This window comes from Pseudoalteromonas sp. P1-9, assembly GCF_001399975.1.
Taxonomy (GTDB): domain Bacteria; phylum Pseudomonadota; class Gammaproteobacteria; order Enterobacterales; family Alteromonadaceae; genus Pseudoalteromonas.
In genome coordinates, this window is record NZ_LKBD01000022.1 from 17,819 (window position 1) to 42,464 (window position 24,646).

Sequence of the window (24,646 nt, forward strand, 5' to 3'; positions counted from 1 at the left end):
GAGTAGAACCATAAAGAAACAACAAAAACAAATAAGATATTGTTTATAAAGAAATAAAAGGATTTAGTTTGCAACCATCTGAAATCTACTTATTTGCGATTAACATCGCAACGATGACCTTATTGGGCTTTAACGCAAGTTTACTTATTACTAAAAAAGGTCAAAATTTCGGCTACACTACCCTTGCTTGCTGCTTTATTGCCATTGCAATTGTTATATGCCAACCCAGCCTAAAATTACTCGCGCCAGACTGGCGCCAAACTCAACTTATCGTGTCTTTACCCGCATTATTAATGATCGCCCCGAGCTTTTGGTTTTACATTAAAAGTCTTACAGCAGAATCGAAATGGACGCTTACCAAACACGATAAATGGCATTTTGCGTTGCCTGCAATCGGACTATTTATTTCACTTTTCACATTAGTTTTACCCAGCGAGATTCAACACGGGCTTTTGGTCGACGGTGATGATGTGGTGCTTGAAAACGTATCACCCTTGTTACGATATAGTGTGTATGCTGGGTTAATTATCACCTTTTTATTGGTGATTGGCTGGGTATTACAATCGGCATTTTATGTGGTTAAAACCATTGTTCGTTTAAACCGCTACCGCACACATTTAAAAGACATTTTTGCGACAACAGAACAGAAAGAAATGGGTTGGCTTACAGCATTAGCACTTTTAGTAGGCATTCCTTGGGGATTATTTGCCATCAATTTAACACTCAATAATTTGCTGTTCCCAAGTGAAATGTATACGCCCTTTTCAAGCTTACTATTACTGATAGCCGTAACCTTTTTAGCGACTTGGGCGCTTCGCCAAAAGCCTGGGTTTGAAGAAATATTTGATGATATTAGTAAAGATGATGAACCTACTGTGTTGTCAGTGAAGCAGAATAAATATAAAACCTCGGCATTAAGTGAAGATAATTTACAACACATTGCAAACAAATTGGAAAGCGCAATGCAGCAAGAGCAGATCTATTTAAACGCAGCCTTGTCATTGCCAGTACTTGCAAAAAGTATCAATACTTCTTCCAATTATATTTCTCAAACATTGAGCGAGCGTTTAAACGTTAATTTTTTTGATTATGTAAATGGCTACCGTGTAAAACACGCTAAGAATGAACTCACAAACAGCAATAAAACGGTACTCGATATTGCAATGGATGCGGGCTTTAACTCTAAGTCGGCGTTTTATACCGCCTTTAAAAAATACACCGGTATCACCCCAATGCAATATCGCAAGCAGCACACTAGCCTCTGACGCATTGAGGCTACAGTGCTTAGAGTACCTTACGGGATATCACCACCTGTTACTGTCTTTTGTCACCATAACTAACAAGCGCGCGTTAGGTTTTAAACTTTTTAACCAATGCAGTTAAAGCGGCTGAAAGCGATGCCAGGCTGTTGGCATTTTCATCGGCGTCATTAGCAAGCCCTGAAATTTCATCCGCACCAGTTTTAATATCCACCACATTGCGATTAATCTCTTCCGCTACATGTTGCTGCTCTTCTGCTGCGGTCGCTATTTGCGAGTTCATATCACTAATCAGATCAACCGAATGTGTAATAGAATCAAAACTAGCTTGCGCTTGTTTTGTAAACTCAACAGTTTGCGAGGATATATCAAGGCTTTGCGACATCTCTTTTGAAATCGATTGGGTCATGTTTCTAAGCTTACCCAGTTGCTGTGCAATTTCTTCTGTTGATTCGGAAGTACGTTGAGAAAGCGCACGTACCTCGTCTGCTACCACCGAAAAGCCTCTGCCTTGCTCGCCTGCGCGTGCCGCCTCAATTGCGGCATTAAGTGCTAACAAGTTTGTTTGCTCAGCAATACCGCGGATCACATCTAAAATGGTGGTAATGCTTTCACTTTCACTGTCTAAATCACGCACATTTTGCTCTGTACTTGCGATAGTATCTGACAGCCCCGACACACTTGATACTGTTTTATTAATTAACGATTGCCCTTCAATCGCTGATTGTTTAGTGGAATTGGCTGAATCTGCTGCCGATGCGCAGCTTGACGCGACTTCGTTGGCGGTCGCCGCCATTTCATTAATGGCTGTAGATGCTTGCTCAAGTGCTAATTGTTGTGTCATTAACGATGAATTCATGGAAGTTACTAAGCGAGAGCTTACTTCCGATGCGTTGCTAACATTAGCGGAAGAACCGTTAATCTCTCGCACCAAATCAGCAATCGAATTTAAAAATTGATTAAAGCTATTAGCCAGTTTTCCGGTTTCATCTTGCGTGCGAATTTTTAAACGTTGAGTTAAGTCGCCTTCACCTTGCGAAATGTCTTCAAGGCCACGGGTTACCTCAATAATCGGACGCGATATCAGTTTAGAAATATACACAGACAATGCGGAGAAAATACCAATAAGAATTAAACTCACCACAATAATTATCACCATCAGGGTGTTTGCCTTCGCCATCACTTCTGATTTTTTAAGCAGGCCGATAAACTTCCAATTGAGTTTGGGCGAGGTATACACATTGGCAAGATAAACATCGCCATCAATTTCAATGGTAGTATCACCAGATTCCATGCGGCTTAATCCAGCGTATAGGTTACTTTTAACACTCGCAAATTCTTTAAAATTATTTTCAGGGTGTTTGGCATCAACTAAAATCTTGCCCGAATCTTCTATTAGCATTAAAAAGCCCGACTCACCCATTTTGATATTTTGGATCATGCTCGTTAAACCTTTTAACGAAACATCCATGCCCGTTACACCGAAATTGCTACCCGCACTATCTTTAATCGACATCACCGTAGACACAATAACTGCATCATCAGGTTCCCAATAATACGCTTGGGTACGAATAGGTTTAGCTGTCGCGCCTGTGCCCGTTTTAAACCAAGGACGTGGCCTTGGATCGTAGTTAGCGCTCACACTGCCTTTTGGCCATTGCGTATAACCACCTTGTTGATTACCCATGTAAATATAAGAAATACCCTCATGTGATTCCCCAAACTGTGAAAACAAATCGAATACCCGTTGTTCAATTACGTCGTTTTGTTCCGGCGTAATTTGACTCGTCGATGACGTATTCATATAGGTTTTAATACCGTTTTTGGCTGCTACTAAATCGGGGTGTTTCGCGATATACACAACGTCTTTACTGATCTCCTCAAAGAAAAGTGAAATTGCTTTATCTATCTGCGTAACTTCTCGCGTATTGGCAATGGTAAAATTATCGTGCGCCAGGTTGCGGGTCTGATTAATCATGATCACAGCAATCACAATAATTGGCAGTGTCATGGTGACTAAAAAGGCAATGATGAGTTTTTTTGAAATTGACATTGAGCTAACTACAAATGGCTAGTAATGAATTAAATATGGTTTGCAATCTGGCGCTAGTCAACTTCATCAGTTATGGTCTAAGCTATTTTAAAGTCATCTATTTACACGGTATTTATGTTGAACTCAAAACCCCTTTTATTTAGTTCGCTAATTGCGCTTACACTTTCTGCGCCGCTCGCTGCATCGCCCTCACTGGCAGGCGGCTTTTGGATTAATTACAGCTTTAACGAAGACACTCACGAAACCGACTTTGGCGATCAAGCGATTATCGGTTACTTGGATGGTGCAAAATCAGATAACTCGCCTTGGTTTTACTCTGCGGAATTTCGCCTAGGACCAGGCAGTTTCACTGACGTTGATAACAATTCAAGCGGGCAAAAATATGTTTTACATAAAGCATGGCTTGGCTACGCGATTGACGACAATAACTCTCTGACCTTTGGCAAAAGCCAAGTGCCATTTGGCTGGAAAACCGCTAATTTTTGGCCAGGTGACATGTTTTTAGCCGCTTACGGTGACCAAATGGATGTCGGCGTAAAATACCAAGGCGGCGTTAACCAATTCAATTACCAACTTGCCTATTATTTGGCTGATGACTGGGCAAGTAAATCAACCGACAGCACCGATGACAACCGCCACTGGGGCAGCAGTTCAACCTACCGAAAAGTAGACACCGCAGTTGTTGATTTTTCTTATACATTTAATAAGCAACACACCTTTGCCGCCTCCTACCAAAACGGTAAATTAGAGGAGCTGATCACAGGAGACAGGCGTACCGATGGCGATCACAGCGCTTATGTAATTTATTACCAAGGCCAATTTGACCAATTTACTACCAAGCTCAGTTATATTGATGGTAAGCGCGATTTACCACAAGCCTATCTTGCCGCCAATCCAAATGTCACAAGCACAATCGACAACACCCGTTACTCTGGTGAACTGGGTTATACGCTGGGCGATTGGTATTTTGTATTAGATGTGACTTTAGCTAAATCAAACACCAATGGTGTAGACGATGACACAGTGTATGCGTTTGCGCCGGGCGTACGCTACGACTATGGCCCGGGTTGGTTGTACCTTGAATACCTCAATCAAGATGCGTATTTCGACCGCAATATGCAAATCAATCAAGGGGACTTTGCTGCGTGGTACCTCACCTTCGATTACTACTGGTAAGCGTAACTTAGTAGCAAATTACACTCATACTAAGGCAGATAACCAATATCTGCCTTAACGTTTATTTTAACAATTCAATGCAAATAAAACTAAAGTGCGTTCTTTATTGCAGTAACCACTGAAACACAATCTTCGCATGTCACATCTTTATGAAGTACCAAACGAATTTGCTCTCCAGGGCAAATATTAACGCCTTGACGATAAAGTGCGTCGGCAAATTCAGTAACTGGCTTACTTGCCTGATATTGCAAAAACACCATATTGGTTGCCTGCAATGTAACACTTATACCGTCGATATTAGACAGCTCTGTTGCTAAAAACTCGGCGTTTTTATGATCTTCAACCAAACGGTCAATATTGTTTTCAAGGGCATACAAACCCGCAGCTGCAACAATACCAGCTTGGCGCATGCCGCCACCAAGCATTTTACGCCACTTATGTGCTTCATGAATAAAAGCTTTTGAACCACAAAGCACACTACCAAGCGGCGCTCCGAGGCCTTTCGATAGGCAAATCGATACCGAATCCATTTGCGAGGTAATGTCTTTAATCGCAACTTGATGATGTACCGCAGCGTTAAATACCCGCGCGCCATCTAAGTGCAAGCCTAAACCATGTTCGTCACAAAATTTGCGGGCGTCAGATAAATAAGCCATTGGCAGCGGTTTACCCGATACTGTATTTTCAATCGATAAAAGACGCGTGCGCGCGTAATGGTGATCGTTCGGCTTAATTTTTCGTTTAACTAATTCGAGTGACAAGCTGCCATCTTTTTCAAATTCTATTGGCTGTGGCTGAATGCTGCCGAGTACTGCCGCACCACCACCTTCATATTTATAAGTATGGGCGTCTTGACCAACAATGTATTCGTCACCACGCTGACAATGGGCCATAAGCGCCAATAAATTACTTTGTGTGCCACTTGGCGCAAATAATGCGGCCTCATGACCGGTTAATTCTGCGGCCTTCTGCTGCAACGCATTTACCGTTGGGTCGTCACCAAATACATCGTCACCCACAGGAGCACTGGCCATCAGTTCGCGCATTGTTGCGCACGGTGTGGTTACGGTATCACTGCGTAAATCTATCATATTTTCATTGCTTTAAACTGGTTCTGATAAGAACTCACTGTAGCGTGGCAACACAACAAAGACAATCACATTGCGCTAATCACATAAAGCGTAATGCGAGCGATTCTCATCGCACAAAGGTTTACTTTACTTTGATGTTATAATATAACATATTTCGATTTTTCTCAGTAACACTAAAACACTTGTTATCTTCAGTCTCGTTTTAGTGCTGTTTCATTCATTAATAACTTTTGGTTGTACAAGCATTATGCAAAACAACACTCTTAGTGTTTCGGCCTTAACCAAGCTGTTTGGCAACAAAACCGCAGTGAGCGAGTTAAGCTTTAACTTACATTCAGGCGAGGTTTACTGCCTACTTGGTTCTAACGGCGCCGGTAAAACAACAACATTTAATATGCTTTTGGGCAATACGCGACCCGATGCGGGCGAAGTGCTGCTTAACGGCGACTCAATTTTTGCCAGCAATTTCAAATTAGATCAGCATATTTTTTATCTACCTGAAAACGTTAGTTTATATCCAGAGTTTTCAGCATTAGAAAACCTTGCATACCTTGCGTCATTAGCATCGCTTGATGTCGATGACCGCGCCCTGCGCGATGCACTCATTCAATGTGGCTTAAATCAAGAGGCGCTCGATAGACCAACGCGTTTTTATTCAAAAGGCATGCGACAAAAAACCGCTATCGCATTGGCACTATTAAAAAATGCCAACCTAATGCTACTTGATGAACCAACTAGCGGCCTTGATCCGGTTGCTACGCGCGAATTTGTCGCCTTAATTAAACAACTTGGCGAAAAAGGGGTAATGACCGTGATGATCACACACGATCTCAGTTGTGCTCATTTACTTGCTGACCGCATCAGTATTTTGCACCAAGGTAAACAAGTTGCCGAACTGCCGCAAAGCGAATCATTCGAGTCACTTGAAAGCACCTATTTATCCCTTGTTTAATTGTTTATTTTCGGAGTAGTTTGTGAAAATCAGCCGCCTTCCTTTATCTCTGAGCGCCATATCGATTGCACTTTGCGCTCAATTCGCTGTGGCAAATCAAGACAAGTCACTTGAATCAATTGTGGTCATTGGTAAATCGTCTTCGGTTAGCTCATCTAACCTTGCGGGTTCATTTGATTATATGGGCCGTGAAGAAATTAGTTATCAACATATTGATGATTTAAAAGAATTATTTACCAAAGTGCCAGGAGTTTATCTGTCGCGTTTTAACCAAGGCATTGTGAATACCATTTTATCAATTCGTGGTTTTGCCGGAGACGGAGCCAGTCCTCACGCTAAATTATTGATCGACGGCATTCCAGCAAATATGCACGCAGGTTACGGTGAACTCGATCAGTTATTCCCGATTGCCATTGATCATATCGAAATGTTTCGTGCCACCAGCGATCCCCGCTATGGATTATTTAATATTGCCGGTAACTATCAAGTAAAGTCACGTAGTGATAGCAGTGCCGACCTAGAGCTGACCCTAGGCAGCTTTAATACCCGTGAAATTCAAGGTTATTTTGGCCAAGAAGGTGATACGTTATCACATAGCTACTCATTAGGTTATCGTAAAAATGAAGGGTATCGTGACCATACCGATATTACCAAAAAAGCCATTTCGGGCCGGTGGGACTGGCAATTAAATAGCGACTCAACACTTGGTGCAATTGCCCGCTATAGCCGATATGAAGGTTCAGCCCCAGGTTATTTGAGCGAACAAGAAGCAAGGGATAACCCAACCATGTCGGCTGATTATGCAAACCAAGATGGTGGCGTGAAAGAAAATCATCACATTAGCCTGCATTACGATACCGCCATTAACAACCAAGTTGATTGGGCAGTTAAAGTTTATAGCCAAAACTTTCAGCGTAATCGTTGGGTACGTTTTTCAGCGCACAGTGATATTCAAAATCGCTTTGATGATCAAGATATGCTCGGCGCAATTTCAACGTTAACATGGCAAATTGACCTAGATTGGGCGTTACTGTGGGGCGTTGACCTACAAAACGAAGAGATAATTGAGCAACGTTTTGGCACGGTTGGTCAAACGCGAGAGCGTGATGATCAAGTTGTTAAGCGTAACCGTCAGTTTAGTTACAACACAAAAGGCAGTTACCTGCAACTTCAGCATCAGCCAAATGACAAACTGAACTGGAATGTAGCATTACGTGTTGATGACCTTTCGGGTGATTACAGCGAGTTTGCCGCAGATGGTACGCGCAGCGACCGTGAAATGTATGACTTTGGACTAGTTGTTCAACCTAAGCTAAATGTGATTTACGCACTTACCGATAGCACAGCGGTATTTTTCAATACTGGCAGAAGCTTTCAACACCCAACAGGTAAAGCCGCGTTTACCAGTGGCGATATTAACGCCCGCGAAATGACACACAACGACGGTGCAGAAATCGGCTCGCAGTGGAGTGTTGATGCCGTTGAGCTACGCGCTTCGTATTGGGTGCAAAAAGCCAAAAACGAGTTTGTATTAATCGATGGCGAGCAAAAGAACGTTGGCGAAACAACGCGAAACGGTATTGATTTAGCAGGTAACTGGCAGGTATCTAACGCATTTACCGTATGGGCAAACTACTCGTATATCGATACTGAAATTGTCACGCCAAGTGATACCGCAAACGTAACTAAAGGCAATCAATTAAGAAGTATTCCTGATTTTACCGCATCGCTTGGCGCAAGTTTCGACGCCACAGAAAAACTCGTTTTACGCGTTCACTTAGATGCCCAAGGCAATTATTACGTTAATGAAGAAAATGCCGGCAAAAAATACGGTGATTACACTTTGCTCAATGCCAGCGCCGATTACCACCTAGATTGGGCCACCATAAAGTTGCAGCTTAATAACCTCACTGATGAGTACTACGAATATGTATACGATTTTGGTGGTGTAGATAGCAACGGCGCGTACCAAACTGACACCGTTCATTCACCTGGCGATGGCCGTAATGCCAGCCTTTCCCTCTCTATGAGTTTCTAAATTATGTTAACAACAATAGTCAAACAAGAATGGCGGCGATTACGTCGCCACCGTTTAGCACAAGCCGTGTTAACTCTGGTTGTTGTACTGGTAAGTGTCATCGTACTGAGTCATTGGCAACTACAACAAAATGCCATTGATGCACAACAAACATGGCAGCAAACCGCCGATGAATTTTGGCAAGCACAACCTGAGCGCCATCCGCACCGCGTTGCACACTATGGCCACGTGGTATTTCGCGAACACTCACCGCTTAGCTTTCTCGATGTTGGTGTCGCGCCATTTAATGGCAACTTCTTATTTTTAGAAGCACACAAACAAAATGCCAGCGCAATCAAAAGCTACCCAGTGAACGCCTCTAGCCTCGCAATTGGTTTTCCGTCTGTTGCCACCTTCTTTTGGTTTGTATGGCCTTTGGTATTAATTATCTTGGCGTACGGCGCAATTAGCGACGAAAAACAAATGAATCGCTACACTTGGCTGTTAAGCCTTGGCCTCACAAAACGTACGTTAATGTCTGCCAAAGCGGTGTTTTACATTGTGTTAAGTACGATTATTGTGGCGTTTATTGCCTCCGTTGCCGCACTGTTTATTGCATTAACTGCACATGTATCTGCCCAACATTGGTTCTCTTTTACAGCAATGATGGCAAGTTTTTGGTTATACAGCATTATGTGGGTTCTGATCATCGTTACTGTGTCGGCAGTTGCCAAAAACAACCTGCAAAGCTTGTTAAGCAGCTTAGCGGTTTGGCTGTTTATTTGTGTGCTCGTGCCAAAAATGGCTGCACCAATTGGGCTAAGCTTAGCGCCTGTTCCTGAGCACGCTAACTTTGTCAGTCAGCTGAAAAAAGATGTAAAGGCAGTCGGCGACTCACACAATCCAAACGATCCCTATTTCAATAGCTTTAAACAATCCGTACTTGACCAATATGGCGTAGATACGATTGAAGAACTACCCGTTAATTACAACGGCTTGATCATGGCTGAGGGCGAGCGCATCACAAGCGATATTTACCAGCGTCATTTACACACGTTAGAGCAAACCTTCGCAGAGCATGAACGCACCCATCAATGGTTATCATGGCTTTCACCTACCTTAGTGCTAAGCAAAGTATCGGTATTACTGAGCGGTAACGACCGCGCCAGTATTGATGAGTTTGCAAAACAAGCCGAGGCCTATCGTTTATCACTGATCCAAGCGCTTAATAAAGTACATACTGAGCAAATTGATCACCATAACGATCGCGCGCAAAAAATAAGTGACGATGTATGGCGAGATATGGCGCTGTTTGAATTTGAAATGAAACCTGCTCAGCTTCCACTTAAAAACTTACTGCCGTTTTTAGTCTGGCTAATGCTTATCGCTGGCCTGTTTTACCGTGTAGGAGCAAAGCAATCATGAGTTTAGTTAACTTAGAACTAAAACTGCTATTTAGAAATCGCGGATTTCTTTTGCAACTGGCGGTATACCTTGTTTTATCGCTTGGTGCGGTTGTCATTGGCTTTAATCATTACAACAAGCAACTTACCGAAATCGAAAAACAACATCAGTTTGCTGCGGCAGACATAGCTCAGTGGCAAGCAGCTGGCGATAAAGCAACACCAGGTGGACTTGGTTACTATTTACATAGCCCTGCGGTTAAAACACCGAGCCCATGGTCAATTTTATTTAAAGGTGAAAGCCAAGAGTTACTCACCATCAATCGCATTCGTTTGTTAGCACTGCAAGGGCAACTCTACAACGAACCAATAAATAACAGCGAACATTTGCGCCTTACATGGTTAGATTTAGGCTTTGTATGGGTTTATTTATTGCCATTGTTGATTGGCTTTATCACCGTAACGCGACTTGCCGAAGATAAACAAACTGGGCGCTGGCAGTTATTTTCTGCCAACCTATCAACTGGCAGTAAATTATTGATAACACGCATCGCAATCAGCGTAAGTGTGCTGTTTATCTTAAATGTAATGGTACTTTTAGCGGCTACCGCTTTTACGGATATTACGCTATCGCTCGATACCTTGTGGTTACTGACTATTTTGTTTTGCTATATGCTGTTTTGGTCAAGTGTCAGTTATCTCATTAGCAAGTTGGTAAAGCAGGCTAATTTATCAGTGCTGGCGTTTGTTGTGAGCTGGCTGGTACTCGCAATTGCCATACCTTCTGCGCGCTTTTCAAGCCAATTAGACGTAAGCCAAAGTAATACTGGCGTATCACTATTAATGACGCAGCGACAAAGTATTAACGATAGCTGGGATAGAGATAAGCAGGCAGATCTCGACACCTTTTTAGCGGCCTATCCAAAATGGCAAGAAACCAGCAAGCTAGGCGAAGCATTCGACTGGAAATGGTATTACGCCATGCAAACGTTAAGTGACGATGCCGCTAAACCAATGGCAAATGATTATCTAACCCATATTGAAAACGCCAACAAAGCGCCTGTTTTTAGAGCTCTATCGCCTGTGCTAAATGTGGATTTATTGCTAACCCGCCTTGCCAATACCGATAGGCAAAGCGATTTAGATATGAAAACGCAAGTAACCGATTGGTATAACGCACTAAAAGATCACTGGTACCCTTACCTATTTTTTAATAAAACCTATTCGCCACAAGCCATTGCCGATGCACCAAAGTTTAGTTATTTAGCAAGTACATCTAAAGATGCGCTGCAATTGCTGTGGTTGCTGTTACTTACTGCGTGTTTAATTGCGCTAAGTTACAAACGCAAATCCTAGTTCCAATTCTAGCCAAAAATTGGATTCTGTTGTCACACCCAAAGGAAGCATTTGCTTCCTTTTTTATAACATCAAAACCTTGACTTAAAGCTGACTTGAAGTTGCAAAATCCCCTTTTAGTTGAAAATTAAGGATAAAATGATGACTTCAATATTATTAAATAGCCTGATAATTGGTGTAGGCGCTACGCTTGTAATGGACTTAGCCGCTTGGTTATGTTTGCGATTATTCGCTATTCAGCCATTAAATTATGCTTTTGTCGGGCGTTGGTTAATCGGTATCACGCGTGGAAAGCTATGCCATAATCCGATTATGGCATCACCCAGTGAAAAGCATGAGCTTGCCATTGGTTGGTTGAGTCATTATGCAATTGGGGTTGTGTACGCATATATGTATTTGATTTTGGCAAACATACTCACACTTAACATTGGCAATATAGCGTTATTATTACTGTTTACGCTCTCAACGCTGGTAATGCCCTTTTTTGTTATGCAACCGTGTTTTGGTTTTGGCATCGCAGCCCGTAAAACCCCACACCCGCTGCAAATCAGACTAAAAAGCCTGCTTGCACACCTGTCATTTGGTGTTGGGCTTTACATTATGATCTTGTTGCTACTCGGCTAAATGGTAGCAAGCACCTAGCTCTAGAAACCCCATTGAAAGATACATTGGCAGGCCAGCTTGCGAGGCCTGCAAACTAATAAAATCGCAACTATTTTGCTCTGAAAACCAAAGTAAATGCTGCATTATTGCCTTGCCAATGCCTTTGCCTTGGTAACGTTCTGGCACGCCAACTTGATGAACACCTAGCGTCTGATTAGTAATGTAAGCGATGGCTGTTCCGCAAATTTCACCATTTTCAATGTAGGCGAAAATTGTCGCATTGCTATCACAAAGTAATGGCCGCAAGGTTTTATAATCAATCAAATATCCAAAAGCCTCACCGCATACGTTGGCCCACTGTTTTAAGCGCTCTTCTGACGTGATGCGTTCAATATACTTATTCGAGATAGCGAGTTTTTGTGTACCTTCAAGGCCCATTGCAATCAGTTTATTACGGTAGTTCTCGCGTTGAAAATCATTAGGTTCAGTGGTTACACATACATGTTGGTGCCACGCATTTTGGTCAATTGCCTTAAAATCGCTGCGCCATACTTTGTTTGGCCAGCTAGTGTGACGATGCACATTCGAGGTTTTAGTATGCGCTAATGTTGACCAAAATTGGTGTAAATTTGCCAGGTTCCTATCTAATAACGTCATGAATTTAATCCTTATTTATCAATACAATGCCAGCAATTAACAACACTGTGCCCAACGCTTTGGTAATACTAATAAGCTTTTGTGGGCTATCAAATAAACCAAAGTGGCTAATTAACATAGCGAAGACAATTTGCCCGGTTAATGCGTAACTCATTAAATTACCTACGCCCATTTTGGGAATAAGCCAATACATGCTACCAACGCCTAAAACACTTAATACACATGACCCCCACAAGTACCAAGGTACATTGCTCAGCTGTACATTTTGCAACGTGACCGAGAGCGTTTTTGCATTGATTACCAAAAGCACCAGCGACACCAAAATAAAACTAGTTAAAAATGCATAACTTGTTGCCAGCCATGAACTTTTTAATAGTTGCCCTAAGCGCGCATTCATCGCAGCTTGCATTGCAATACACGCCCCTGCGATAAAAGCGACAGGCCAAAGGGCGTTCATAATAGGCTCACTAATTGATTTATTGGCTTGCGATATTTTGCTCTAAGCGCACTGTGGTCGTCTCTGCTACGAATGCCTACAGGGCATAATATTTCAGCGTTTAACTCACGCTCTGTCAGCCCAAGGGCATCACTAACTGCTTTTTGATCAAAACCCGTCATTGGGCACGCATCAATGTGATTTATTGCGGCACAACTGAGCAATTTGCCAAGCGCGATATAACATTGGTTGGCACTCCATTTTTGTTGCTCAAATGGTGATAGCGATAACAAATCCCCACTAATGGTTTGCTTGTAGCCCGCTAGTTTTTCAACATCAACTTGCTGATTTTCTGCCAGCGCCGAAATATAGCTATCAATATCATGTTTTGAGGTGGTAACACGGTTTGCTAACACCAATAAGTGTGAGCACTGTGCAATTTTATCTTGCCCGTAACTAAACGGCACTAGCTGCTGTTTAATATGATCTTTACTTATCACAAGTAACTCATAGGGCTGCATACCATAAGAACTAGCGCTCAAATGTACGCTATCGATAAGTGGTTGCAACTGCGCTTGTGATAGTTGTTGTGAAGAAAATTTATTGACCGCGTAGCGCCAATTGAGTGAATTAATAAAGTCCATTGCCTTGCCCTTGTTTAAGTTGATACGGCAAGGTTACGCTCTCTTTATTCTTATCTCCTTTACATATGTTGATAACCCATCATTATTTTAAATCTTTTTTAATGCGGCTTAGCTGAGTCGGCGTAATACCTAAGTAACTGGCGATATGATACTGCGTTAAGCGGTTGATTATTGGGTTAAACTCTTCCAAGAAATTTAAATAACGTTGTTTTGCTTCAAATTGCAAATAGCCGATTTCTTTTGGCTCTTTTTCAAGTAACCAATGGGTTTCAAGGTAATGAATATGAAATGCCATCAACTCATTATTTTCAAATAGCGCCTGACGAAATTGCTTAAAATCTATTTCTAAAATCTCACTTTTTTCGAGGGCATCAATTGCCATAAAGCTTGGCTTATTGGTAAGTAACGACGTCATACTGCCGGGAAAGCGCCCCTCAGCAAAAAAGGTTTTATTAAATGCATTGCCTTGCTCGTCAATAACATATGCGCGCATCAATCCATGGTGCAAAAACGCAAAGTGGCTAGGAGTTTGGCCAATTTCATACAATACTTCGCCCTTTTCTACCGTGCGTAGTCGGGTGCAATTTTTATAAGCCAAAAACGCTTCATCGCTAAGAGGATAATAGTTGTTTAACGTGGTTTTAAGGTGAGATATTGCATCCAAAACAAATACAGCCAAATCGAAAAAGTAACGCCAGTTTACCTAACGAACTCTAAAGCGTTAAGCCATTGCTTATAAATACATGACGCTTATTTATTTGTGGCTCCACTACTTGCTAGCAATGCATTCAACCATCTCAATTTGCATCACTCCCCAACGCCAATTTTAACATTATTGTAACAAATTTCATTTAGCTTATACTGCTGGTTGATTTATCGTCAAAAACACGTTTAAAGGACACACTATGATTTACGGAAAAAGGCAAAAGCTACTGCTTGCAAGTAGCCTAATGAGTGTTGCAGGGGCGGGTTTCGCTACTGTAAACAATGGTGATTTTGAAACTTGGACAGATAACACACCAAGTGCTTGGTCCACTATTGATAGCGGTATTACACTTGCACCAGAAAGCAATATTGTAAAATCGGGCAGTTATGCCGCAAAAGTAACGGTAAATACCGCATCGCAAAGTAGCACAGATATACGTCAAAGCGTTGCAGTTGAAGCGGGTCAAACCTATCAATTTTCTACTTGGGTTTATCACACTGAAGGCGGCATAAAAGCACGCTTAGTTGTTGATGGTTATCAAAATTATTCTAATGCAGCCGTTACACAACAATGGCAGCAAATAAGCTACCAATACACTGCATCAACAACCACAAACATTGATGTGGGTTTGCGTTTTTATGATGTAAGCGGGTTCGATGGCAGCGAAGTAGTTTATGTTGATGCCTTTTTACCTTCTTCAGGCAGCACACCGCCACCAAATACTGGCTGTAATGATCATAGCGTATCACTGTCGCTACAAACCGACAGTTACGGCGAAGAAACAAGCTGGCAAATTACCAATAGCCAAAACAATGTAGTTGAATCTGGTAACGGGTATCAAGCAAACACCCAATACAACCAAGAAATATGTTTAGCATCAGGCGACTACAGCTTCACCATTTTTGATAGCTATGGCGATGGCATTTGCTGCAACCACGGTAACGGCAGTTACAGTTTAACCAATGCAAATACTGTGTTAGCAAGTGGTGCAAGCTTTCAAAGTTCACAAACAACAGCGTTTACACTTGGCGACTCAACCGACCCTGAACCTCCAACAACGCCAACAGGTTATTATGCATCAACCCAAGGGCTAACAGGTTTTGCGCTAAAAACCGAGCTACACAATATTATCAAAAATCATAATTCACGTGGCTACTCAGCTATTTGGGGATTTTACGATAGCGCATCTCGCGATAAATATTTCGAGAACGACAACACCATTCTCGATAGATACTCTGAAAACCCAACTGGGCAAGATAGCTACAATTACATTGCTGTTACCAACCAATGCGGCAGCTACAACAGCGAAGCCGATTGCTACAACCGCGAACACTCTTTCCCGAAAAGCTGGTTTGGTGGCAAAGTAGAGCCTATGAATTCGGATATTCACCATATTTTTGCAACCGATGGTTATGTCAACGCAAAACGGGGCAGCTATCCATTTGGTGAAGTCAGTAGCGCTAGTTTTGTGTCAAACAATGGCAGTAAACTCGGTAGCGCTGCCTCATCAACAGGTTATAACGGTACTGTGTTTGAACCGATTGACGAGTTTAAAGGTGACTTTGCACGCGCCTATTTTTACATGGCTACGCGTTATCAAAACGTTATTGGCTCGTGGCAAGGAAACAGCAGCAGCGCCAATGATGTGCTTAATGGCACAACTAATCAGGTATTTGAAAACTGGGTAGTGGCACTTTTATTAAAATGGCACAACAATGACCCTGTAAGCCAACTTGAGCGCGACCGCAACCAAGCGGCTTATGATTACCAAGGTAACCGCAACCCATTTGTCGACCACCCTGAATTTGTTGATATGATTTGGTAAACGCCATTCATCACACAACAAATAACAGCAAAAAAGCTAACGTATTCCGTTAGCTTTTTTTAACCGTCACTTGTGGCTGAAAAATGCTGTTTTTATTGTGCTGTTAAGTCTGCGATCATCACTCGATTGGTTGCTTCTTTCTCCCCTGCGCCACCTAACAAGTATAGTTTCCCCCTCAGTGTTACACTGCCATGCCCATATAGTGGCTGAGGTAGATTGTTCATCGCGGCCCAAGTATCAAGGGCTGGATCATATTGCCATACCGAATTGAGCGCTTTTACAGTGCGCTTTTCGCCATTTTGGTTAAAGATTTCACCGCCCGTAACAATAATTTTATCATCCACCACGCTTGCCGAGAGCCCCGCCGCCGCAACCGGTAAAGGTGCTATCGCAGACCACGAATCAGTACTCGCATCGTAAAATTCTGCGCTATTTAGTAATTTTGCGTCTTGCCCTGAGGTACGCCCACCAATTACGTAAATTCTATCGCCAATTACTGCGCTTGCCGCGGAATACCTTGAAATAGTCGGTGGTTTAGCTTTGCGCCAGTATGCATTACTCACCAAAACATAGTGGGCGGCACTGTCAATGTGCTCACCGGTCTGTGATGACGTTGTTTTACCACCAATTACATGAATGTTTTGACCTACATTTGCATAAACCGATTCTGCTAGTGGGATAGGCAATGACGCGCTTTTACGCCAGCGCTGAAAGTTACCATCGAGGCGAAATACCGAGCGTTGAATTGGCCACACTTTTTCTTTACTACCCGTATAACCGCCAATAGCATACAAATAGTGATGATTACTCACCATGCCTAAATGATGCCTAGGTTCAGGTAAGTCCGGTACACTTTGCCAACGTGCTCGCGCAGGGTTTAAACTAAACATCTTTTCACTTGGACCTAATCCAAAAAATGACGGCATGCTTGATGGCGTAAACCCGCCACCGACCAAAATGCGTTCTTCAAATACTGCAGGGTATATATTTTGTAACGGAATCGATAATTCAGGGCCATCGAGCCACTGTATTTGATGTGTTGTTGCAGTAGCAGAATCGGCTTGGTTTGCAGCAAGTGAACTGCTAAATAAAGCCATAGAAGCAAGTAGTAATAACATGTGACCGGCAGAAAAAAGACGCATCTAAATTCCTTAAAAAGTGTTCTGTAGTTTGTACGTAAACAACCAACTACAAGTTCATCTGTAATCAAATGATTAATAACTAGAATTAGTTAGAAAAATACAGATATTTGTCACTTTATATTAAGCCGGAATTGAGATCTAGCTAAATCTAAACCCACTAAAAAAAGGTCATCAGTTAGGTACTCAATAAATACAAAAACGACAATATTAGCGAGTGCGAAGCTCGCTAATATTGCCGCCCAATTACACATTAATCTACAAGGCGTGTTTAGTAAGGTAAGCTCTAAAGTCGTCACAACCGCCAATATGCTCACCATCAATAAAAATTTGGGGAACCGTTTTACGACCACTTAACAACACCATTTGCTTAAATTCATGCGAGTTATGGGTGACATCTACCTCTTCATATTGCCAATTTAAACCATCCATCAATGATTTCGCCGTTTTACAGTAGGGACGGTAGGGGCTGTATATTTTTGTTTAATAATTCAGCTGAGAGAAAAAATCGTCCTAATCAAGGCAAAAATGATGAGGTTTGGCCCTCTAAATAAATTATTTTTAACGAAGAGTAAGACGATTTTAGCCTCAGCCCGAAGGGCAATAGCTATTTATTCCCCTAACTGCATTGGCATTTCATTCATTTAGAACAACTAAACCACATTCATGCCGCTTTGTTAGCGAAATAAATCACTTGTTGCTGAAAATATCAACAAAGATAAACAGCCCCTCATTTTCACATAAATCTTAATCTTGCTCATTGAGGGGATTCCTGTTTGATTAAATTTCAATACCAAGTTTAAATAGGGGCTTACTCTAAGAACATGTCGCATCTGATTTAATTTATGTCTGAAAGTCCGAATATTTACCTAAATGATCCTGATCCGCTCAGCGTATTGCTAAAGCGTTTGTCGTTAAACGCCGAAGTGTATGTAAACGGTGATTTTTGTGGCACGTGGGCGGTCGATACATCAGGCAGTCGGCGAATACCATTTCACCTGATTGGTAAAGGTGAAGCGTGGCTACATATGGGCGATGAAAAGCACAAATTAAACGCCCGCGATCTGGTTATTTTTCCGCACGATCATCAGCATATTATTGCCAGCAGCGCAGCAACACCTCAGCCGCATTTAATCAATGCGCCAATGAGTAATAATGGCGAAACCACCAATATGGTGTGCGGTTTTTTCGAGTTTAAAAACACCCTTATCAATCCATTATTAGATGCAATGCCAAGCGTTATTCATTTGCCTGCAACACCCAGTAACAGTAAAGCCCTTGCCCTCATTGATTTAATGATTATGGAATTAAGTGAATCACGCGCTGGCTGCTACACGGTTGTTGATCAGCTTGCCTATTTATTATTTGTTGAAGTGTTACGCGTACAAGTAGAAAGCGACAAACTGCAAAGCGGCTTATTGGTTGCGCTTTTTGACTCACGTATTGGTAACGCATTAAACGCTATTCACCAACAGCCAGAGCATAACTGGAATTTGGCACAGCTTGCAGAAAAAGCCGCGATGAGTCGCTCTAATTTTGCCGATAAATTTAGCAAGTTAGTAGGCAGTAGTCCGATGAATTATTTAATAAAATGGCGGATGATCAACGCGCGAAAATTACTGATCACGAGCAATTTGACCATTGCCCAAATTGCAGAGCAAAGCGGCTATGAATCGGAAGCCGCGTTTCGTAAAGCGTATAAACAACATCAAGGGCACGCACCTGGCAGCGTACGAAGTGGTGCCCATTAACGATTACAGCTCGCTTGGGTTAGCTAGTTCAACCGTTGGCCATAAGTTATTTGCTTCGGAAATATGTTTAGGTACAGCTTTCGCCCATGCTTTGTAAACATCTTGGTTTTTATTTACAAACAATTTGCCATCAACAATTTCAAACGCCTTACCGTCTATTTCAAACTTTTTACCAAAGGTCATGCCGTAGGCACAAAAACCACCATATTGTGGTGCGTATTTTTCTGGGTTTTGTGTAAATAAATCACGATTTTCGGCAGATTTAAAACGATAAATTGCATCGTTATAAACGGCTGTAAAATCGGCGCTACCTAACACTGGCTTGCCTTCAGTAAAATAACCAATCACATCGTGACCCGCTAAAATTACGCCGTTTTTGTCAGTTTCGGTGTCGTAGCCTGCTTCAGCAAAGCCTGAAAGGCCAATAAAAGCCACCGCCAAAATTGTTTTAAATGAATGAGAAAATGTCATAACACGTGCTCCTAATGCGTTTTTGTTAATGCATAGAAATGATACGTGCACTCATTTAGTCAAACTATATCCAAAAAAACTGAAATTATGTCCGAAAATCCGAAACTTCACTTTCAGCTTTTTTGGCGGGTGATTTACTGTTTTTTACTGATTAAGGCGTCAATTTTTGCCTCAAGGCGCAATATATCTTCTTTGGTGGCAAAGGTTTGCTCTGGCTTGCCCTCTTCTTCGTGCATTACTTGCATTGCATCAACAATAATACCAATAAACAAGTTAAGCACCGCAAAGCTAGTGATAATGATAAACGGCACAAAGAATAGCCAAGATTGCGGGAACAGCTCCATTGTTGGGCGCACAATCCCCATAGACCAGCTTTCTAACGTCATTACCTGAAACAAGGTATAGGCCGACGCACCAATACTGCCAAACCATTCTTGCATGTTCGCATCTGGGTGTTGGCCAAACAGCTTAGTAGCAAGTACCGCGTAAACATAAAAGATAATACCCAGTACACCAATTACCGAGGCCATACCTGGCAATGAGTGACCCAACGCACCAATTACACGGCGCATTTGTGGCACCACCGAAAATAGCCTTAATACTCGTAAAATCCTAAACGCACGCAGTACCGATAACGCCCCACTGGTTGGCGCCCACGAAATAGCCACTATTAAAAAGTCGAACCAATTCCAGCCGGATTTAAAAAAGCGCAGCCGATACACAATAAGTTTAAGTGCCAGCTCTATTGTGAATATGATTAAAATAATAAAATCTAACGCGTGCAATATGTTTGCGTTTTGCTTACCAAACTGTGTGGTTTCCAAACCTAACGTAACGGCATTAAATAAAATAACCGCCACTAAAAAGTTATTGAACAGCTTATTTTCAACTAAGGTTGTTAACTTAGAAAGAAAGGGATTTGTTGATTCCATTTACGTGTAAATTTATAAACTAATTTATGATTTGCATAATCTGGTTTTAAAAGACGTTTTTCAAGCCTCAATCTAGCAATAACAAGCAAATACCCCCATTGCCGCAAGCTTAAGTATGCCGAACATTTTAGGTATAGTAATTCCATCTTTTAGCATTTTGCAGTAAGCTGCTTCAACGCCAGAAATAAGTAACAACATTAGGAGTACGTGTTGAATAAACGAATTGAACCTGAACTATTTGGTAGTACGCCCGACCTAGATCAGGTTGCGCAATCAAAAGAGCCGATTGCACAATCGAGTAAGCAAGCGCCAAGCGCGCCGCAAAACGTACCTGACACACCTGCCGTTAAAAAAAGTAGCAATGTATTTACCTGGCTGGGTGCTATTTCCATTATTGCGTTAGCAGCAGGTGGATACACACTTTACCAACAAAATCTTGCAACCCAAGCTCAGCTTGCTGCATCAAATCAACGCATTGCTGAATTAGAAAGCGCCCTTTCTGCTACAGGCGAAGAAATGGGTGAATCAGCAGGCGCCATTAAAGCCAAGGTAAGTGCACTTAGCAAGCGTACCGACGAACTGTGGACACAAATGGACAAGCTTTGGGCATCTGCGTGGCGACGCAACCAATCTGAAATTAAACAGTTAAAAGATCAAGCTAGCGACATCACTAAAAACCAAAAATCGGCGCAAGCAAATGTTAGCTCTGAGCTTAAAACATTGTCGCAAAACCATACTGAACTCACATTAAAGCTTTCGGTACTTGAAGAGCAGCAGCAAGCAACTAAGACACTTAAAAATCAACTAGCTGCAGTGAATAGCGAACTTGACCAAATAAAGTCTAAATCACAAGGCCGCGACGCCAAACAAGTTGAAATTGGTGGCAGCATAGCCGAGCTAGAAATGACGCAAAATGCACTCGCAGAGCAATTACAACGCTTAGAGAGCAAGCTTGCAGCAGCAAAACCAGCTCAACTTTAACGAATCAGGCAGAGAAAGGGCCAAGGCATAGTTTGGCCCAGTTATATAAAAAAACTAAGTCGCTTTAAAGGAATTACTGCGGCTCTCACAAGATTGATGCCCTTAACCTATACAAAACCAACTAAGGATGGTAACGGTGACAAATACGCTTACGGAAAAGCCAAAACACAGTGTAAAAGTTAGCTTAGTAAAACACATTCCTACCATGCTGCTAGGTTCTTTACTAATAGGCTTGGGTATTTATTATCTTAAACTGGAGCTTGCTGTTTGGGGCTTAATATTCATCGCCATGTGCATTATTAGCTACTGTTTTAATGCATGGCATTTTTACGCTGACGCTTTTGAACTGAAAAAGAGTGTTATATCAAAGCGTATTAGAATAAATCATGCGGATTTACGCAGTGCAAAAGTAGTTGAAACCGATACTGGCCTTAAAGAATTACATTTCACCCATATAAAACACGAAGAATCTCTAAACGAGAAAATACCGCTTATGTCTTTTAGCAAAAAGAACATAGCCATTATCGAACAACACATTGCTGAGATAAGCCAAAAGCTAAATTTATCAAGCGCCATAAATTCATAACAATAATTAACCGAGTTTAAAGTATAAGTTTATCCGTTTTTACTCCGGCGAATTAAGTCAGCTCGCCTAATAACGTGTTGTATTTAAAGGCGATAAAAATCGCTTATCTAAATAAGCTTTCACTAGACCTATTTGACTAGAACCAATAAAATCAATTCTGACAGTCGCATATGTGCCAAGAACTGCCAGTCACTACACAAAACTAATTACACGCCAATGACGCTTAGTGACACTAGGTTTTAACCAGCGCAACCATAGCAACTCAGTATCCAATAAACTGGTGATAATTACTTTTCCTTTCATTCCTTTTACTTGAATTATTCCAAATGAGTAATTCTCTGAAGGAACTATTCTTGAGCCTGAAAAATACTGACTAGTAGGTAAGTAAAGGTCCACCGAATCAATATCATCCCAACTGAATACATGTTTTAAGTCTTTAGAAGATATAGAAATTAGTCTTTTGTCTTGAACTATTTGATGGTTTTTGTTCACTGAGGAATATCTCAAATGAAGAATCAACTGAGGTATTAAAGCGATTAAAAGCCAAAATAACGCAAACATACTGTGTAGACCTAACCAACCCAAACCTTTATTGATAGAAAAGTGAAGCCAAATGGCAAAGCAGCAAACCAGAATTGTAGAAGTAGGCAGAAACTCTTTTAAATGAGAGCTAGCGTTGATTCTGTGAGATTCTCTATTTTGATTGTTATAGTGTTTTTCACTATTTTTAACAGCATCGAATTTGCTCTGTTGTTTTAATGCCAACTGAGTTTTTGCTGATTCATATCTTTCTGGATATTTTTCTCTGTCAATACTAGAGCATACCTCAATCAGTTCCTCAATATTGTATTTAGAATAGTCTGGATTCATAAGTTTCTTGACTAAATAACGGCTTAATATAGCAAGACTCCACCATAACACATCTTTAATTTAGCCGTCTCCGTTATTCGCTCATTACTACCGAATACATAATTAATTTCAGAGGGCTGCTTCTGCTAAGTGCTAACTTGAGTGATTCTGCTACGGTTTAAAATTGCCAATAAAACCTAAATAGTAGACTATCATCGACCTCATATTTACGACAAATGTCAGCTAAAAGCTCTCGACGCGACGACGTTATTTTTGGCTTCAACCAAATAGTATTACCCTACAACTAGAGGCGTCTCACCACTTCAACTATTCCAGACATTCCCTGATTTATTTCTTTAAATATGCCATCTACATTGCTAATAAGTTGAACACCTTTTTTGGATTTTTCTTGTGCTGCTTCTATGTTATCACTCAAACGGAGAGTTAACTCAGTATTACTTTTTACAACATTGGCGATTTCTGAGGTGGAGTTAGATGTTCTTGCAGCAAGAGTGCGAACTTCATCAGCTACTACCGCAAAACCTCTTCCTTGTTCTCCAGCACGAGCGGCCTCAATCGCTGCGTTAAGTGCTAGTAAATTGGTTTGCTCTGCAATAGCGGATATAGTGCTCACAATCGCATTAATTTTTTCAGACTCATTATTGAGTTCTTTTATATCGATGAAGACGACATCGATATCGTTAGAAATATCGTCCATTGTAACAACGGTTTGCTGTAACATTTGCGTCGCTTCGGCGCTAACTTGTTCGGTTTCTGTAGATGTTGATTGAACTGCTTCAATAGTATCTTTAATACTTTGAGTTTGTTGGGTTACATCTGACACAAATTTAACAACCCTGTTGACACTACCTTCCCTATTAAATATTGGGTGATAAGCGCCTTCTAACCAAAGGGTGTTTCCATTAGAATCTACACGCTCGTACAACCCACGTTGAATTTTACCTTCTCTTAACTCGTTCCAAAACTGCTTGTATTCTGGCGATGAGCTAATTGATTTGGGACAAAATATTTGATGGTGTTTACCGATTATGTCTTGCTCGCGATATCCAACGACATTTAAAAAAGCCTCTGTTACTTCTAATATATGGCCGTTTACATCAAAAGAGATCCCTGCCATCGCTCTCTCTATCGCTTCTAATAACCCCGCTTTTTTCATTTCCGCTTTTTGAAGCTCTGTAATATCAGTCGCTAACTTAACTACACTTGTAACTTTACCTTGTTCATCTAAAACGGGAGTATAAGAAGCTTCAATCCATACTGAACTGCCATCTTTTTTTATGCGCTCGAATCTATTTGAAGATGATTCGCCTCGTGCTAATTTATCCCAGAATTCTCGATACTCGTTTGAGCTGACTTCGTTAGGTGAACAAAACATACGGTGGTGTTGGTCAACAACTTCGCTCAGCTCGTAGCCAAGAGTAGATAGAAATAGCTCGTTAGCAGTAATGATCTTACCTTGCGGGGTAAACTCAATATAAGCAAACACTCGTTTAATTGACGTCATAACATTAAACTCATGTTGGTAAGTTGGCGTAATGTTAGTTTGTTTGGCTTTTTCTTTTTTGTTCCAAAACATATAGTTCCCTATAATAAGTTAGGATCAAACTGGTTAACTTAATATTAGCAGTATTTTATTTTTTAAAGCCTTTTCTGTCGTTTATATATTAAGCAAAATTTTTTAACGTTTTCTAAGGTAGAAATAAGCCTGATTTGAAAAAGTATAATTAAAACTTAGTAG

General features: G+C 41.4%; 23 protein-coding genes and 1 pseudogene. 11 read left to right on the forward strand and 13 right to left on the reverse strand.

The genetic code is table 11. From position 1 onward, the window contains the following. Window positions 1-68: 68 nt before the first annotated feature. Window positions 69-1,265, forward strand: a complete 1,197-nt coding sequence (locus AN214_RS13695; protein WP_054980235.1) for an AraC family transcriptional regulator — start codon at window positions 69-71, stop codon at window positions 1,263-1,265. A gap of 85 nt (window positions 1,266-1,350) precedes the next feature. Here the strand turns inward: AN214_RS13695 and AN214_RS13700 are convergent, their stop codons facing one another. Then, window positions 1,351-3,312, reverse strand: a complete 1,962-nt coding sequence (locus AN214_RS13700) for a methyl-accepting chemotaxis protein (protein ID WP_054980236.1) — start codon at window positions 3,310-3,312, stop codon at window positions 1,351-1,353. A 114-nt stretch (window positions 3,313-3,426) separates the two neighbouring features. Here AN214_RS13700 and AN214_RS13705 point away from each other — a divergent pair, with 114 nt between their 5' ends. Continuing rightward, window positions 3,427-4,488 carry a hypothetical protein gene (locus AN214_RS13705; protein ID WP_054980237.1) on the forward strand — a complete coding sequence of 354 codons (1,062 nt, stop codon included), beginning with the start codon at window positions 3,427-3,429 and terminating at the stop codon, window positions 4,486-4,488. Between the two features lie 89 nt (window positions 4,489-4,577). Here AN214_RS13705 and ltaE read toward each other — a convergent pair whose 3' ends face one another. Next, window positions 4,578-5,579: a low-specificity L-threonine aldolase gene (ltaE, locus tag AN214_RS13710; RefSeq protein ID WP_082428578.1), complete on the reverse strand. Its 1,002-nt coding sequence runs from the start codon at window positions 5,577-5,579 to the stop codon at window positions 4,578-4,580. Window positions 5,580-5,826: 247 nt separating this feature from the next. Between ltaE and AN214_RS13715 the strand changes: the two genes are divergently transcribed. The 5 genes from AN214_RS13715 to AN214_RS13735 all read left to right on the forward strand — a co-directional run bounded on the left by AN214_RS13715 (window position 5,827) and on the right by AN214_RS13735 (window position 11,931). Continuing rightward, window positions 5,827-6,531, forward strand: a complete 705-nt coding sequence (locus AN214_RS13715; protein ID WP_054980238.1) for an ABC transporter ATP-binding protein — start codon at window positions 5,827-5,829, stop codon at window positions 6,529-6,531. A gap of 22 nt (window positions 6,532-6,553) precedes the next feature. Beyond that, complete coding sequence (locus AN214_RS13720; protein WP_054980239.1) at window positions 6,554-8,569, forward strand: TonB-dependent receptor; 2,016 nt, start codon at window positions 6,554-6,556, stop codon at window positions 8,567-8,569. A gap of 3 nt (window positions 8,570-8,572) precedes the next feature. Next, a complete protein-coding gene (locus AN214_RS13725; RefSeq protein WP_054980240.1) occupies window positions 8,573-9,973 on the forward strand; it encodes a DUF3526 domain-containing protein in 1,401 nt (466 codons plus the stop codon). Continuing rightward, the gene (locus AN214_RS13730) at window positions 9,970-11,307 is read left to right on the forward strand and encodes a DUF3526 domain-containing protein (protein WP_054980241.1); all 1,338 of its coding nucleotides are present in this window, start codon (window positions 9,970-9,972) and stop codon (window positions 11,305-11,307) included. Before AN214_RS13725 ends, AN214_RS13730 begins: the two co-directional genes overlap by 4 nt. A 141-nt stretch (window positions 11,308-11,448) precedes the next feature. After that, window positions 11,449-11,931 carry a DUF2938 family protein gene (locus AN214_RS13735; protein WP_054980242.1) on the forward strand — a complete coding sequence of 161 codons (483 nt, stop codon included), beginning with the start codon at window positions 11,449-11,451 and terminating at the stop codon, window positions 11,929-11,931. Here AN214_RS13735 and AN214_RS13740 read toward each other — a convergent pair. From AN214_RS13740 to AN214_RS13755, 4 genes are all read right to left on the reverse strand, one after another. Then, window positions 11,920-12,567, reverse strand: coding sequence for a GNAT family N-acetyltransferase (locus AN214_RS13740; RefSeq protein WP_054980243.1), 648 nt, complete (start codon window positions 12,565-12,567; stop codon window positions 11,920-11,922). The two genes, AN214_RS13735 and AN214_RS13740, sit on opposite strands and share 12 nt — an antisense overlap. A 4-nt stretch (window positions 12,568-12,571) precedes the next feature. Then, window positions 12,572-13,024: a DMT family transporter gene (locus AN214_RS13745; RefSeq protein WP_054980244.1), complete on the reverse strand. Its 453-nt coding sequence runs from the start codon at window positions 13,022-13,024 to the stop codon at window positions 12,572-12,574. Continuing rightward, a complete protein-coding gene (locus AN214_RS13750; protein ID WP_054980245.1) occupies window positions 13,021-13,647 on the reverse strand; it encodes a nitroreductase family protein in 627 nt (208 codons plus the stop codon). Before AN214_RS13750 ends, AN214_RS13745 begins: the two co-directional genes overlap by 4 nt. 82 nt (window positions 13,648-13,729) lie before the next feature. Next, on the reverse strand, window positions 13,730-14,326 hold the full coding sequence (locus AN214_RS13755; RefSeq protein WP_054980246.1) for a Crp/Fnr family transcriptional regulator: 597 nt from the start codon (window positions 14,324-14,326) through the stop codon (window positions 13,730-13,732). 226 nt (window positions 14,327-14,552) lie between these two features. On the opposite strand from AN214_RS13755, the gene AN214_RS13760 reads away from it, so the two are divergent. After that, a complete protein-coding gene (locus AN214_RS13760; protein WP_054980247.1) occupies window positions 14,553-16,178 on the forward strand; it encodes an endonuclease in 1,626 nt (541 codons plus the stop codon). A gap of 92 nt (window positions 16,179-16,270) precedes the next feature. On the opposite strand, the gene AN214_RS13765 is transcribed toward AN214_RS13760, so the two are convergent. Together AN214_RS13765 and AN214_RS13770 are read right to left on the reverse strand one after the other, a co-directional pair. Continuing rightward, window positions 16,271-17,320, reverse strand: a complete 1,050-nt coding sequence (locus AN214_RS13765; RefSeq protein ID WP_054980248.1) for a kelch repeat-containing protein — start codon at window positions 17,318-17,320, stop codon at window positions 16,271-16,273. Between the two features lie 255 nt (window positions 17,321-17,575). Further along, entirely contained in the window at window positions 17,576-17,794 is a 219-nt protein-coding gene (locus AN214_RS13770; RefSeq protein ID WP_054980249.1) for a glutaredoxin, read from the reverse strand. Window positions 17,795-18,162: 368 nt separating this feature from the next. On the opposite strand from AN214_RS13770, the gene AN214_RS13775 reads away from it, so the two are divergent. Continuing rightward, entirely contained in the window at window positions 18,163-19,068 is a 906-nt protein-coding gene (locus AN214_RS13775) for an AraC family transcriptional regulator (protein WP_054980250.1), read from the forward strand. Between the two features lie 3 nt (window positions 19,069-19,071). Here AN214_RS13775 and AN214_RS13780 read toward each other — a convergent pair whose 3' ends face one another. After that, complete coding sequence (locus AN214_RS13780; RefSeq protein ID WP_054980251.1) at window positions 19,072-19,539, reverse strand: YHS domain-containing (seleno)protein; 468 nt, start codon at window positions 19,537-19,539, stop codon at window positions 19,072-19,074. Between the two features lie 134 nt (window positions 19,540-19,673). Next, window positions 19,674-20,471, reverse strand: a complete 798-nt coding sequence (locus AN214_RS13785; protein ID WP_054980252.1) for an ion transporter — start codon at window positions 20,469-20,471, stop codon at window positions 19,674-19,676. A 207-nt stretch (window positions 20,472-20,678) separates the two neighbouring features. On the opposite strand from AN214_RS13785, the gene AN214_RS13790 reads away from it, so the two are divergent. Both AN214_RS13790 and AN214_RS13795 read left to right on the forward strand, forming a co-directional pair. After that, a complete protein-coding gene (locus AN214_RS13790) occupies window positions 20,679-21,452 on the forward strand; it encodes a hypothetical protein (RefSeq protein ID WP_235576758.1) in 774 nt (257 codons plus the stop codon). 136 nt (window positions 21,453-21,588) lie between these two features. Further along, a complete protein-coding gene (locus AN214_RS13795; RefSeq protein WP_152960769.1) occupies window positions 21,589-22,038 on the forward strand; it encodes a hypothetical protein in 450 nt (149 codons plus the stop codon). Between the two features lie 192 nt (window positions 22,039-22,230). On the opposite strand, the gene AN214_RS13800 is transcribed toward AN214_RS13795, so the two are convergent. From AN214_RS13800 to AN214_RS23325, 3 genes and pseudogenes are all read right to left on the reverse strand, one after another. After that, entirely contained in the window at window positions 22,231-22,908 is a 678-nt protein-coding gene (locus AN214_RS13800) for a hypothetical protein (RefSeq protein ID WP_054980255.1), read from the reverse strand. Between the two features lie 283 nt (window positions 22,909-23,191). After that, window positions 23,192-23,629, reverse strand: coding sequence for a methyl-accepting chemotaxis protein (locus AN214_RS23320; protein ID WP_232732438.1), 438 nt, complete (start codon window positions 23,627-23,629; stop codon window positions 23,192-23,194). Window positions 23,630-23,716: 87 nt separating this feature from the next. Further along, window positions 23,717-24,484: pseudogene (locus tag AN214_RS23325) on the reverse strand (PAS domain-containing protein); the annotation flags it as partial. Window positions 24,485-24,646 lie beyond the last annotated feature (162 nt).